At 37.7% G+C, this 14,145-nt stretch carries 13 protein-coding genes and 1 pseudogene; 7 read left to right on the top strand and 7 right to left on the bottom strand.

Annotated elements, in window-relative coordinates; all coding sequences use genetic code 11:
• From B9T30_RS16355 to B9T30_RS10955, 3 genes and pseudogenes are all read right to left on the bottom strand, one after another.
• Positions 1-155: pseudogene (locus B9T30_RS16355) on the bottom strand (helix-turn-helix domain-containing protein); the annotation flags it as partial.
• A gap of 214 nt (positions 156-369) precedes the next feature.
• Entirely contained in the window at positions 370-1,275 is a 906-nt protein-coding gene (locus tag B9T30_RS10960) for a hypothetical protein (protein WP_086185012.1), read from the bottom strand.
• A 317-nt stretch (positions 1,276-1,592) separates the two neighbouring features.
• On the bottom strand, positions 1,593-1,958 hold the full coding sequence (locus tag B9T30_RS10955; protein WP_086185011.1) for an STAS/SEC14 domain-containing protein: 366 nt from the start codon (positions 1,956-1,958) through the stop codon (positions 1,593-1,595).
• 387 nt (positions 1,959-2,345) lie between these two features.
• Here B9T30_RS10955 and B9T30_RS10950 point away from each other — a divergent pair, with 387 nt between their 5' ends.
• The 5 genes from B9T30_RS10950 to B9T30_RS10930 all read left to right on the top strand — a co-directional run bounded on the left by B9T30_RS10950 (position 2,346) and on the right by B9T30_RS10930 (position 6,878).
• On the top strand, positions 2,346-2,831 hold the full coding sequence (locus B9T30_RS10950) for an NUDIX hydrolase (protein ID WP_086185010.1): 486 nt from the start codon (positions 2,346-2,348) through the stop codon (positions 2,829-2,831).
• A 4-nt stretch (positions 2,832-2,835) separates the two neighbouring features.
• Complete coding sequence (mnmA, locus tag B9T30_RS10945; protein ID WP_086185021.1) at positions 2,836-3,969, top strand: tRNA 2-thiouridine(34) synthase MnmA; 1,134 nt, start codon at positions 2,836-2,838, stop codon at positions 3,967-3,969.
• Between the two features lie 15 nt (positions 3,970-3,984).
• Entirely contained in the window at positions 3,985-4,716 is a 732-nt protein-coding gene (gene hflD / locus B9T30_RS10940; RefSeq protein WP_086185009.1) for a high frequency lysogenization protein HflD, read from the top strand.
• A gap of 56 nt (positions 4,717-4,772) precedes the next feature.
• Positions 4,773-6,161: an adenylosuccinate lyase gene (purB, locus tag B9T30_RS10935; protein ID WP_086185008.1), complete on the top strand. Its 1,389-nt coding sequence runs from the start codon at positions 4,773-4,775 to the stop codon at positions 6,159-6,161.
• 81 nt (positions 6,162-6,242) lie between these two features.
• Positions 6,243-6,878 carry a DUF2238 domain-containing protein gene (locus B9T30_RS10930; protein WP_086185007.1) on the top strand — a complete coding sequence of 212 codons (636 nt, stop codon included), beginning with the start codon at positions 6,243-6,245 and terminating at the stop codon, positions 6,876-6,878.
• Between the two features lie 60 nt (positions 6,879-6,938).
• On the opposite strand, the gene sohB is transcribed toward B9T30_RS10930, so the two are convergent.
• Positions 6,939-7,901 carry a protease SohB gene (gene sohB / locus B9T30_RS10925; RefSeq protein ID WP_086185006.1) on the bottom strand — a complete coding sequence of 321 codons (963 nt, stop codon included), beginning with the start codon at positions 7,899-7,901 and terminating at the stop codon, positions 6,939-6,941.
• A 257-nt stretch (positions 7,902-8,158) separates the two neighbouring features.
• On the opposite strand from sohB, the gene B9T30_RS10920 reads away from it, so the two are divergent.
• Both B9T30_RS10920 and B9T30_RS10915 read left to right on the top strand, forming a co-directional pair.
• On the top strand, positions 8,159-9,100 hold the full coding sequence (locus B9T30_RS10920; protein WP_086185005.1) for an ABC transporter ATP-binding protein: 942 nt from the start codon (positions 8,159-8,161) through the stop codon (positions 9,098-9,100).
• A 1-nt stretch (position 9,101) separates the two neighbouring features.
• On the top strand, positions 9,102-10,316 hold the full coding sequence (locus B9T30_RS10915; protein WP_086185004.1) for a hypothetical protein: 1,215 nt from the start codon (positions 9,102-9,104) through the stop codon (positions 10,314-10,316).
• A 53-nt stretch (positions 10,317-10,369) separates the two neighbouring features.
• Here B9T30_RS10915 and pstB read toward each other — a convergent pair whose 3' ends face one another.
• The 3 genes from pstB to pstC are packed head-to-tail and all read right to left on the bottom strand — an operon-like array spanning position 10,370 to position 14,076.
• Positions 10,370-11,293, bottom strand: a complete 924-nt coding sequence (gene pstB, locus B9T30_RS10910) for a phosphate ABC transporter ATP-binding protein PstB (RefSeq protein WP_086185003.1) — start codon at positions 11,291-11,293, stop codon at positions 10,370-10,372.
• Positions 11,294-11,305: 12 nt separating this feature from the next.
• Positions 11,306-12,700 carry a phosphate ABC transporter permease PstA gene (gene pstA, locus B9T30_RS10905; RefSeq protein ID WP_086185002.1) on the bottom strand — a complete coding sequence of 465 codons (1,395 nt, stop codon included), beginning with the start codon at positions 12,698-12,700 and terminating at the stop codon, positions 11,306-11,308.
• Positions 12,697-14,076 (bottom strand): phosphate ABC transporter permease subunit PstC, encoded by a 1,380-nt coding sequence (pstC, locus tag B9T30_RS10900; RefSeq protein WP_086185001.1) that lies wholly within the window; start codon positions 14,074-14,076, stop codon positions 12,697-12,699. The genes pstA and pstC overlap by 4 nt, the downstream gene beginning before the upstream one ends.
• Positions 14,077-14,145 lie beyond the last annotated feature (69 nt).

The raw sequence follows: 14,145 nt of genomic DNA, 5'->3' as shown, positions 1-14,145 counted from the left end.
GGCTAATGCAGCAGGACCTTGTGCTTTGTATCCTTGAATTAGGCGCCGGATCTGACTTCTGATAGTTGTAAGAGCTGGGAGGCTTTGGATTGCGTTATGCGTCGATCACAGACTTCTTGTAAGACTGACAATCGTTTAAGTTCTTTATCCGACATAGACACCAACATATTAAACAGCCCGCTCAGAAAATCTCTAGGTGAGTATTCTAAAAGCGGACATTTTTACTTTGGAGAAACCGGACATTTCTACTTGGGGCTTACACTCTGTGTTAGATCACTATTTAGAGCGCATAAAATAAAGCGCATAAAATAATATGTATAAAATTGGTAGTTATCTTATTCACTACTATTCGATATCATAAAATATTTTTTATATTATTTTTAATAACTTAATTAATTTTTTTACTTCCTTATTATTATGTAATTTATATTTTTTCAAATAATTTAAGTAATTTTCAAGATAAATTGATCTCTTTGGATGACGTAGAATTTCTAGAAGCTGTTCTTTATTAGTTTTTTGAAAATCATAGCCATAATTATTTAAAAAAAGAATGACTGTCAAATGTAAAAAATGAATCCTATCCCACCGATTTCTACTTTCTGTTGGCGAAATACCGTCAAAATAAATATATAATTTTTTGAGGTTCTCTTGTAGATTTTGTAGATCCTCATTATATTTTTCAAAAGATTTGGGCATATCATTATCTAAAATGCAGTCAGGAAATGCCTCAAAAATATTTTTAAAAAAATGATCACCTTCACTATTTGGATTAGCAGTAGGACCAAGAATAAAGTCTAAATCACACATTATATTTGGAAATATTTTTAAAAATATTATGAACTCTAAGTCTTTCTTAGAAGCAATCGTTGTATCTAAAAAAATCATATTTTTTTGGGCTTTTTTAATCCAAAAATATAGGCATAAAAATCTATAAATTGTTGAATGAAAATAATAATTTTCCTTTTCGTTAAAAATTGAGTTAACCATTATCCAGTTTTCACTATGGTTTTTTTCAAGATTCAAAAATCTATGATCAAGATCTTCACATAGCGTTAATAAATGAATTTTATATTTTGAAATTTCTTCCTTAATTTTTTTTTGCTCTTCAAGTCTATGCTGTGTATTGAGCTTACGAGCATGAAGACTATTTTCAAATAAATTTTTAAAATAGCTAGTAAGAAAAAATGTGCTTACAGTAACAAAAACACTTATTAATGCTACATGTAAAGCAGTTAAATTTTCACTTCCGAATAATTCCTTTATTAGTTCAATCATAGGTTTTCTAGTTAGTCCTTCTAAAGTTGTATAACCTGATTTTATGTTAGATATAATGATTCTTACTTAGAAAAGAATCTAATTCTTTAACATCAAAAAGTTAAGTTTTGCTAAAATTAACATAATACACGTTATACGAAATCAAGAATGGGAGCATTAAGCCCCCATTTTTACTATATTTTTTTAAATTTCATGTAAGACATTTCATGTTAAATGAATAATTATTTATAAGTGCTTGTATAATTAAAAGTATAATATTAAAAATAAATCAAACGTTCCTTAAGGCGACAGAACCATTCAAAATCGGCCCAAATCTGTCATACGCTCTGTAGCCACTCCAGAGCCTTTACCTCATCGGTAAAGGGGAATTTCCTGATTTCGGCTGATGTGAAATGCTTAGCCAACAATTCGACCATGCTGGGCAAATGAATATCGGTCACCAATGCAATACGTTCTACCTGCTTGTGGTGTTCATTAACAAAGTGCACATGAGCAATGAATGCCCCAAAGTTTTCCCACCCAGGAAAAGCTTTTACATGAACCATTACGCCATGAAGTTTAGGGTGCTTGGAGAGATAAGTATTTACATCAACGTTGAGGCTGTCAAAATCTTCCTTACTCAAAGGCGAATCAGGCCTGAGTATAAGGATACCTTCGTCTTGCATGATAGAAAAATTGAGCATGTGATCAGTCCTGAAATGGATGAGTTTTCAATATAGCATTTATATTGTTTCTGTCGCATTAAGAACATTTAAAGCTATTATCAAATTTTCTCTAGTATTAATAAAATCTAAAATTAACATAATACACCTTATACGAAATAACTCCTTTATTTTCTTTTAAATCAATCAATTGTGATGCAGTAAAAAGCCCTGTCCTCAGCGATTGGGCTTTTTATGTGAATAGTCGCGTTCAACGCCTATTATTTAACCATTACTTCATAATGGTTGATAAGCTAATATTTATAGTGAGTTATCGTCTATTTCAAACGCTTAAAGAAAAAAGCAATCAACATAGCCACCACGCCCTAAATTTTGTAGAATACCACTTTACTCCCATGGTTCTTTTTTATGCCCGCTTGGACAGCTCACGTTACCGTAGCCACAGTTGTTGAAAAAGACGGAAAATTCCTGTTTGTTGAAGAACATACTGAAGGTGTTACGCATACTGTATTCAATCAGCCTGCGGGTCATGTTGAATGTGGCGAAACCATTATCCAAGCGGCTATTCGCGAGACCATGGAAGAAACTGGCTATGAAATCGAAATTGAATCATTGCTCGGTATATACACCTATACACCGCCAATGTTTCCCGACCGCACCTATTACCGTTTTTGCTTCTTAGCGCGTGATGTTAAACATCATCCTGAAGCTAAACTCGATACAGATATAGTTGGTGCGGTATGGATGACTTTAGATGAACTTGTTGAGTCTGCACGCGCACGTAGTCCCTTAGTGACTAAAGCCGTAAAAGATGCTTTATCTGGTCAGAAATATCCTTTATCGCTCGTTTATGAGCACCAAAACTCTCCTTTAATTTCAAATTTGGATGCCTAATCCTATGCAACAACGTGTCATCGTCGGTATGTCTGGTGGTGTAGATTCTTCTGTTTCTGCAGCACTTCTTCTTCAACAAGGATATCAAGTTGAAGGACTTTTCATGAAAAACTGGGAAGAAGATGATGGCACGGAATATTGTACTGCAATGGAAGATCTTGCCGATGCACAAGCTGTTTGTGACAAGATTGGCATCAAGCTCCATACTGCTAACTTTGCAATGGAATATTGGGATCGTGTATTTGAGCACTTCTTGGCTGAATATGCTGCGGGTCGCACCCCAAACCCTGACATTTTATGTAATAAAGAAATCAAGTTCCGCGCATTTCTAGATCATGCAGTGAATCTGGGTGCAGACTTCATTGCTACAGGTCATTATTGCCGTCGTGGTGAAACCCAAACCAATTCTAAAGGTGATGAATATGCACCTTTATTACGTGGTGTAGACAACAATAAAGACCAAACCTATTTCTTACATGCGGTACATGGTCGTGAAATTAATAAAACATTGTTCCCTGTCGGTGAAATTGAAAAACCTGAAGTTCGCAAAATTGCAGAAGAACTGGGTTTAGCCACCGCCAAGAAAAAAGACTCAACGGGCATTTGTTTTATTGGTGAACGTCGCTTTAATGACTTTTTAAAACAATACTTACCTGCACAAGCTGGAAAAATTCTACTAGATACGGGTAAAGAGGTTGGTGAACATCACGGCTTAATGTACTATACGCTCGGTCAACGTGGTGGCATCGGTTTAGGGGGCTTAAAAGGCGAATCTGAAGGTGCATGGTTTGTTCTTTATAAAGATATTGAAAACAACCGCCTCGTGATTGGTCAAGGTCATGAACATCCACTCATGCAAAGTACAATACTTTGGAGTGAAGTAATTGACTGGGTGGCTGGCGAACAAGAGATTCCTGAAACAGGTTTCCGTTGTACGGCTAAAACGCGTTATCGCCAACCTGATCAAGCCTGTGTCTTATTTAAAGATCCTCATTCACCAAACGGTGTACGGGTTGAATTTGATGAACCGCAACGTGCGGTGACTCCAGGACAAAGTGTAGTGTTCTACGCAGATGAAGTTTGTTTAGGTGGCGGTGTGATTCATCATACCAATGCGCCAAAACCTGATTTTATTTAAAAGGAAGCGATAGGCATGGCTGAGTTACCCTTTCAACAGCCTCAAACTTTGAATGTTCGCCAAAATAGAGCTTTGGCATTAGCAGCTGTGTTTCAAGCGACACAGCTGACGCATATGACTGCCATGTCGGGGCAGCAAAGTATGGGTGAAAGTGGTAATTTCTACTTAGAAAAACTCATCAAAGCCAGCCTAAATATCCGCCCAAGTGCCAATGAATCCTGTCAAACACTGTATTTTTTTAATCAACTTGCCGATCTTTCTTTAGGCTTAAAAACGCTAGAAAATAGTATTACACAACCATTTAATACGTCTCCTAAGTCGCGTTTACCTAAACTCCCTAACACTAAATTGCCAATGAGCTATGCTATGGCACTATTGCAGTTAGAAAAAAAAGTCTATGGCAATCCTAAATTTGTCGAGATTATTGAACAGTCTCAACAGAAAATTCTGAAACAACTGTCTTTCTTTGACAATAATTATCTGCATCCCAGCATTATTGCCAACCTTGCCCAGACCTATATTGAAACTGCGGGACAAATTAATCCACGCATTATGGTGAAAGGCAATGCAGAAGCCTTCAAAGACGCTTCTCACACCAATCGTATTCGCGCTTCCCTCTTTACTGGCTTACAAATGGCACATTTATGGCGTCAGTTGGGTGGCAGTTCATGGGGCATGATTTTCAGTAAGCGTAAGCTGCTCCAAGATATTCAAGATCTTGCTCGTTTACAGTATCAGGTGGTTTAAATCTGATCTGTGACGTGCTTTCGTTTCGGTTTAATTCCAAAATCCAAGGAATCTATATGAACGCTTTAACCGCACTTTCTCCATTAGATGGACGCTACGCGAGCAAATGTGATGCTCTCCGTCCTTTCCTCTCTGAGTTTGGTTTAATCCATGCTCGTGTGACTGTTGAAGTGCGTTGGTTACAAGCGCTTGCAAACCGTCCTGAAATCACTGAAGTTCCAGCTTTCTCAGCAGCAACCAATGCTGCTTTAGATGCTATCGTGACTGATTTCTCTGAAGACGATGCAAACCGCATTAAAGAGATTGAACGTACCACCAACCACGACGTAAAAGCGGTTGAATATTTCCTAAAAGAAAAAATTGCGCATATTGATGAATTAAAAGATGCTGGTGAATTTATTCATTTTGCATGTACTTCTGAAGATATCAATAACTTGTCTCACGCCCTTATGTTAAAAAATGGTCGTGATGTTCTTGTTGCTTCTATGCAAAGCATTATCGATGCAATTGCGACTTTGGCTGAAACACATGCTGAACAATCTATGTTGTCTCGTACACATGGTCAAACAGCAAGCCCAACCACTTTGGGTAAAGAAATGGCAAACGTGGCTTACCGCCTTGCTCGCCAGATCAAGCAATTTAACAATGTTGAACTTTTGGGTAAAATCAATGGGGCTGTAGGTAACTACAATGCGCATTATTCAGCTTACCCAGACATTAACTGGCCTGCGCATTCACAAGCATTTGTTGAATCTTTAGGTTTAGCATTTAACCCGTACACCACGCAAATTGAACCACATGATTACATGGCGGAACTTTTTGATGCGTTACGTCGCTTCAACACTATTTTAATCGACTTTAACCGTGACGTTTGGGGTTATATCTCTTTAGGTTTCTTCAAACAACGTTTAAAAGAAGGTGAAGTTGGTTCTTCAACAATGCCGCATAAAGTCAATCCAATTGACTTTGAAAACTCTGAAGGTAACTTAGGCCTAGCCAATGCAGTATTGGCTCACTTGGGTGAAAAACTGCCTATTTCTCGCTGGCAGCGCGACTTAACTGACTCTACAGTGCTTCGTAACATGGGTGTTGGTTTTGCACAAAGCTTAATTGCATTTGATGCGTGCTTAAAAGGTATTGGTAAATTAGAGCTAAATGCTGCGCGTATTGCTGAAGATTTAGACCATGCTCAAGAAGTCTTGGCTGAACCAATTCAAACCGTTATGCGTCGTTACAATGTAGAAAAACCATACGAAAAATTAAAAGCCCTTACTCGTGGTCAAGCCATGACGCGTGAAATGATGGTGGACTTCGTTAATGGTCATGAGCTTGCAGTTGTTCCTGCTGCGGATCGTGCACGTTTAGCGGAAATGACGCCTGCCACCTATACAGGTAATGCTGCTGAACAAGCCAAACAAATTAAAGATTTAATTGCTAAAATCTAATTAAATTTTAGTACCAAAAAGCGAAGCTTCGGCTTCGCTTTTTCATTATAATTCCAATACTTTATAGTCGAAAATAACAAGATGATTGAATACCAATTCAGCTTAAAACACTGGCTTCTTTTAGGTTTTTTAGCCATTGCGATTATTATTGCAAGTATTCAACCGCTCGAATTATCCTCTTATATACTGCATCAGATTGGTACAGTATTGATGCTGATTGCCCTGTTCATTTGTTTTAAAAAAATTGGACTAAGCTTTTACAGCTTTACTTTATACCTTGGCTTTTTACTGATTCACATTCTGGGTGCACACTATTTATATTCTTATGTGCCTTACAATGAATGGATTAAAGAAGTATTCAATTTTGATTTAAACCAATTTATGGGCTGGTCACGTAATATGTACGATCGTTTAGTTCATATTGCTTATGGCGTATTACTGTATCCTTTTTTCTATCGCTTATTTCAAGTCTGGCTTCCCAGCCTAAAACCATGGGTTTTATTTCTACTGATTATTCAATTTGTCATGGCAAGCAGCCTCATCTATGAATGGATTGAATGGTGGATTGCGATGGGTTTATCTCCTGAAGATGCGGAAAACTATAATGGACAACAAGGAGATATCTGGGATGCTCATCAAGATATGTTGCTGGCAACCATTGGCGCGATTATTTCTGGCGCAGTTATTCTAATCAAAGATAAACAAGGTACAGCATAAAATAAAAAAGCCAGTGGAGGGTTTGACCACTGGCTTAATGCAATCTAAAGCTTAAATGAATTAAAGTTTCGGATCACGCATTTGGACTAAGCTTGAATTGCTATTTGCTAAAGTTTCCATGATTTTATTCATAACCGCAGGCACTAAACCATCTGCAATTTGTGCTGCTTGTAAGCCTAACTTCTCACCCAAAGTTGGCTTACGACGTGTATCAATCACATAAACATCGTGTTGTGCCAATAGACTCAGCAAATATTCATCTGAAGTTTGTAGCTTATCCACCAAGTTTAACTCAAGTGCATCTTTACCATACCAATGCTCACCTGTAGCCACTTTTTCAACATTCAATTGTGGGCGATATTTTTCAACAAAGTGCTTAAATAGTTCATGCGTTTGCTGTAATTCTTCTTCAAATTTTGCTTTACCTTCAGCCGTATTTTCACCAAACATCGTTACCGTACGTTTAAATTGACCTGCGGTATATAGTTCGAAATCGACATGATGTTCTTTCAACAAACGATTAAAGTTCGGTACTTGAGCAACCACACCAATTGAGCCCACCACAGCAAATGGCGCAGAAACAATTTCGTTAGCAATACATGCCATCATATAACCACCGCTGGCTGCAACTTTATCCACACAAATGGTTAAGTTAAACCCAGCATCACGTAAACGTACCAGTTGTGCAGCCGCTAAACCATAACCATGCACCATACCACCTGGACTTTCCAAGCGAAGTACCACTCGATCACGTCCCACTTTTGCAGTTGCTAAAATTAAGGTAATTTCTTCACGTAAACTTTCTACAGCAGATGCCGCTGTATCGCCCTTAAAATCAAGTACATAAACTTTTTGATTATTCTTTTTACGTAAGCGTGCTTCTTTTGAAAGCTGTTGAGTAAGTTGTAATAGTTCAAATTTAGACGCTGTGGTTTGCGCAATTTTTTTACGTTGTTCATTTACACGCGCATTTAAATGACTGATTCGAATTTCAGCAGGTAATTTCGGGGTGTGGAATAACATAAAGGTATCAAACTCATATATTCATATTTATGTTCTTAAGATGTGGTCTTTTAAGGCAAAATTCAATAGCTCAACTGTATTTTCTTCAAGCAAAATTTTCTCAGCCATACTTTAGGATCACTAAGACCTCAGCAGATTGCATCCTTTACTCTAATTAATAGATTTCTTCCCCCCTCAACAAGGCATGAAATAAAAAAGTAAATCTATTATGATGATAAAAATTAAAAACGTCCTAAACAAATCTAATGAGTCATTGAATGATCAATATTCAAAATTTACAGTTTTATTATGAAAATAAACAAGTTTTATATGACATAAACCTTCAGCTAGACAGTAACACTATTACAGGTTTAATTGGACCTAATGGGGCTGGAAAATCAACATTAATGCGGTGTATTTCAGGCTTGGAAATCCCACAACAAGGTTCTGTTTTACTCGACAATCAGCGCATTTTAGATAACCCGAGACAAAGTTATACTAAAATTGGTTATTTACCTGATATTTTTGGACTTTCTGAAAATTTAACTGTTCTACAATGTTGGACATATGCTGCATCGGCTCGAGGCATTCAAGATGAGCAATTAAAAGACACCCTTATTTCTACTGCGAAGTTGTTAAATTTAACCGATAAATTAAATGATAAAGTCGCACATTTATCGCGGGGACAAAAACAACGTGTTGGAATCGGGCAAGTGATTATTCATCGTCCCAAATTATTAATTTTAGATGAACCTGCCAGTGGCTTAGACCCAGAAGCACGTTATGAGCTTTCACAACTCTTCAAGCAACTTCGTGATGAAGGCATGACGCTCTTAATTTCCAGTCATATTTTATCTGAACTTGATGAATATTGTACGCATATGCTGGTAATTCAAGAGGGGCAAATTAAGCAGCATAAGACTTTAGAGTCTTATGAACAAATCATGCATCATTCAATCCTTGATGCAACGCTTCCCATTCTTTTACGTTTTTCAGAAATTAGCCCTGAAGCTAAAATACTGATTGAACAAGCACCTCATATCCAAAACTTACAATTTAATCAACTTCAAGTGACGGCCACTATTTCTAGTCAGGCGCAATGTAGAGTTGAGCTTATACGTTATTTAGTACAACAACAGTTGCCTTTAATTGGACTAGAACCACTGAAAGAATCTTTATTACAAAGTTACCGCAATAGTTTATTTCAGGGAGAACAATAAAATGAATCAACCACCGATAAAAGTCCCTAAAATTAGAATTAATGCTGAACATCAACGCCTTTTATGGCTCAATTTTAGCCCCGCCTTAATCTTTGGCGTCATGACACTTTATGCTTTTTTTATTTTCTGGGGATATAACTCTAATAATTTTAGAACCAATCCGAGTCAGTTTTTTAATTACTTATTTATCGTCGGAAATATTGCTTATATTATTTCAAATTTTGTGCTCATTATTTTAATCAAACGTAGTATCAGCAGCGATATTAAATCGCATGTTTGGGATCAATTGAGGATGTCTTCCCTTAGTGCTTGGCAAATGACGTGGACACGCTTAATCACTGCACCTGTATTAGCTTGGATCAGCATTCTAGTAAGCACCACCCTCATTAGTATTGGCATCATTTACGGTGATTCTAGATTTTCAGACTTTTTTTCATCTCCACTTTTGCAATGGAGCCTCTATATTTTACATAGTTGGATGATTGCCAGTATTTTCTTAATCAATTATCTACAATTCAATCGTTCACAATCTGAATGGCAAGGCTCATTACTGCACTGTATTTTATTATATTTGGTCATAAATACCTTTATTGTGGGCAATATGCTACACCTTGGGAAGCAACTTTTATCCTTGATCGATTCAGATGCTGGCCTCATTTCATTAAATTCAAACCCTCTACTTGGCTTATTTATTATTTTCGCGATCTATATCAGTTTAGGTGTTTGGCAAAGTAGCGCGTATAAATTACATTTAAAATCGAGCAATTTATACTGGTTCATTTCCACCTTATTATTGCCTATTATTCTCTGGACCTATCAAAGTCTATGGTTCGTTAATGTTCAATCTTTATTATTTTATATGACCTTAATTTACGGCATAGCAATAATTTTCTCACTTAGCATTCAAGATAACCGTATAAGTACACTCAAATATGCTTTTAAACTAATTCAGCAAAAACACTGGCAACAAGCGATTAAAATCCTCCCTATTTGGATGCCCCTTTTTAGTATTTATCTGTTATTGCTCATTCCTTATGGATTGATGACAGCCAAAGTAACTGGACACTATATTGATAGCTTAATTTTTTTAATCTGTTATGGCTTAATTATCTTAGTTACCATTAAAATAAGTAAGCACTACAATGCCATCACTTTAGCTTTAGTTTGGTTCTTAATTTTAAAATTCATCTTTACGATTTTCATCAATATTTTCTAATCTTATGACATAAAAAAAGAGCCATAAGGCTCTTTTTTTAACGAAACCAAGTCTTAACCAAAACGACCTGTAATATACGCTTCTGTTAATTGATGATCTGGCTGGGTAAAGACTTTTTCAGTTGCATTTACTTCAATTAAATCACCTAAATGGAAGTAAGCAGTACGGTCAGAAACACGCGCTGCTTGTTGCATTGAGTGAGTCACAATTGCAATGGTGTATTGTGTAGAAAGATCTGAAATCAGCTCTTCAATTTTTGCCGTTGCAATTGGATCAAGCGCAGAACATGGCTCATCCATTAGAATCACTTCTGGACTCACCGCAATGGTACGTGCAATACATAAACGCTGCTGCTGACCACCAGACAAACCTGTACCTGGCTGATTTAAACGATCTTTCACTTCATTCCAAAGACCCGCTTTATGCAAACTGTTTTCAACAATTTCCTCAAGGTCATATTTATCACGTGCTAGACCGTGAAGTTTTGGACCATAAGCGACATTGTCAAAAATGGACTTCGGAAATGGGTTTGGCTTTTGGAATACCATCCCCACTTGTGCACGCAGTAAAACTACATCAAGGTTTGGATCATAAATATTTTGATTATCTAACATCACTTTACCGGTTATACGACACGAGTCAATCGTGTCATTCATACGGTTTAAAGTACGTAAAAAAGTCGATTTACCACAACCTGATGGGCCAATAAAAGCAATCACTTCATTTTCATAAATATTTAGGTCAATCCCTTTGATTGCTTCTGCTTCGCCATAATATACATGTACATCTGAAGTACTAATTTTCACATTAGCCGTTTTTGCGTCTTTTTTTGCCGAAGTTTGGGTATCAAATTGAGAAACAAATGAAGTCCCTTGACGTTTTTTATCCACTTCGGGAGAGATAAATTGTTTCTGTTCTTGATTCACTGATTCGTCCTGTTCTAAGGAATTTGTTTTTGATGCAGTTACAGTATTCATATATTGCCCTCTCTACCAGCGCACTTCAAATTTCTTACGTAACCAAATCGCAAGGCTATTTAAACCTACCATTAGCGCCAGTAAGACAATAATCGCAGCAGCAGTACGTCCTTCAAAGAAGTTACGTAATTCATTGCCCTGCCACAAATAAACTTGGACGGGTAAAGCCGTTGATTGATCTAAAGGTGATACGGGAATATTGGCAACAAATGCACTCATCCCAATCAATAACAATGGTGCGGTTTCACCTAAAGCATGTGCGACACCAATAATAGAACCCGTCATGATTCCAGGCAAAGCCAAAGGTAAAACATGGTGGAAAACTGTTTGGATCCGTGATGCACCAATTCCCAAAGCTGCTTGGCGGATAGATGGCGGCACTGCTTTTAACGAAGCTCGAGTCGTAATAATCACGGTTGGCAGTGTCATTAGACTTAAAACCAAGCCACCCACCAACGGTGCAGAAATAGGTAAATGCATCCAACCAATAAAGATTGCAGCCCCCAACAAACCAAAGACGATGGATGGTACAGCCGCAAGGTTATTGATATTCACTTCAATAATATCGGTAATGAAATTTTTAGGTGCAAATTCTTCTAGATAAATCGCACTTGCCACTCCCAATGGAATCGAGATAAAAATCACGATTAGCATCATGAACAATGAGCCCATGAATGCACCCGCCAAACCTGCTGTTGCAGGTGAACTGCGCGAATCTGGATTGGTAAAAAGTTGCGTATTGAATGTACGCTGAATAATTCCTTTTGCAGCAAGATCATCAGAAAGCTGACGGATTTCTGGGCTTAATTGTTGCTGATCATCTGGTAATGAGCGATCAATATTCCCCGCTAACCAGACATCAATATTGGCATCTGCTAATAAATTCAATTCAACTTTTTCACCAATTAAAGATGGATCTTTAAAGACCATATCTCGAATTCGATAAGCTTCTGAACTGGTATATAAACTACCCAATTCATCACGATAATTGGCTAATGATGGATCTTTGGTGATTAAACCATTGGCAATCAAAGCATCCCAATCAACCATCCCCATTTTAGTTTGCCATTCTACATAACGCTCTTGGTAGAGTGCTGGAGACTCGCCAACTTTCTGAGTTGGTCTAGGGCCAGTGTCAATCAATGTAGGATCAAAATAAACAGGAACCGTCATACTGGCTTGCCAAAATGCTGGAAGGCCTTTATACAAAATACTACCAAACAATAAAGCGACAAAAGCAAGTCCGATGACCACGGAAGAGAAACCGACAAAGCGAAATGTTTTTTCTTTACGATGACGCTTTGACAATGAACTTGCAATTTTAGCTTTACGTTTTTCGCGTAATTCCGCAGCTGCACGAGGATCAAATACATTTTGATCCGCTGGAGATGTATTTGATGTACTCATTCGTATTGCTCACGATATTTACGCACAATATAGAGTGCTACAATATTAAGACACAGCGTAATTACAAACAGGGTCAAACCGAGTGCAAATGCCACCAAGGCTTGAGGACTTGCGAAATCTGTATCACCCGTTAATTGCTTCACAATCGTTACGGTAACTGTCGATACGGCCTCAAAAGGATTAACATGCAGTAGTGGGCTATTTCCTGCCGCAAGCACCACAATCATGGTTTCGCCGACAGCACGGGATACAGCCAATAAAAATGCACCTGTAATCCCAGGTAATGCGGCAGGCAGTACCACTTGACGAATCGTTTCAGATTTTGTCGCGCCTAAACCTAAAGAACCATCACGTAGTGAACGTGGGACTTGAGTAATAATGTCATCTGAAAGTGAAGATACAAATGGGATAATCATAATCCCCATTGCAAAACCTGCTGTTAAAGCACTGGTTACATTAATTTCAACACCAATCACTTCACCAATTAATTTTAAAGCGGGTCCAATCACCATCAGTGCAAATACACCATAAACGATGGTCGGAATACCTGCTAATACTTCAATGGCGGGTTTTGCCCAAGATCTAAATTTTGGCGATGCATATTCCGCCAAGTAAATCGCAATCATTAAACCCAATGGTACGGCAACCAGTAAGGCTATACCACTGACCATCAGTGTGCCCCAGATCAGTGGCAATAAACCATAACTTCCTTCAGCATTACCCGATGTACTAAAACCAGGGTTCCATTCTGTTCCGAAGAAAAAATCAACTGGAGAAACAAAATTGAAAAAATGAACCGCTTCCTTAAACATTGACATCACAATGCCAATCGTTGTCAGAATTGCAACCCCTGAACATAAAATCAAAATAACATTGATGGTACGTTCTACTTGATTACGTGCACGATAATTTTGACTGACCCGTTTCTTCGCCCAAACCAAACCGAGCATTGCAGCACAAATGACGACAGCAAACTTGGCCAATTCACTTACTTTTTCGAACTTAGCCAAATGCTCTGCTGCTGCAACTTCATAAGCTGCAGGTGTGTCACTCACACCAAAACCAGAAGCAATTGCTTTGATACGATCAATCAGTACATCTATACCCGCGACATCTAAATTTGCGGTAATATTTGTTGGAACATTTTGTAAAATTAAATATTGTAAAACATTGGCTTCAACTAGATTCCAAACAAGTAAAATTAAAAAAGCAGGGATACCACACCATAAAGCAACCAGTGCACCGTAATATCCGGGACGAGAGTGCAACTTCGCAGAGTTATTTCCCTTACCTGCTAGGTTACGGCTTTTAGATAACCCGATTTGATAGGCTACGGCAACCAATGCCAATAACACACCTATGAGTAGCAGATTCATGTATTCTCCGGCATTTTTTCAATTTTCATGCTTTGAAAAAACCTTATTTTTGCAAAAAAGCCGATGCTA

This window comes from Acinetobacter sp. ANC 4973, from assembly GCF_002135275.1.
GTDB classification, from domain to species: domain Bacteria; phylum Pseudomonadota; class Gammaproteobacteria; order Pseudomonadales; family Moraxellaceae; genus Acinetobacter; species Acinetobacter kyonggiensis.
This window is presented reverse-complemented; position numbering and strand designations above follow the sequence as displayed.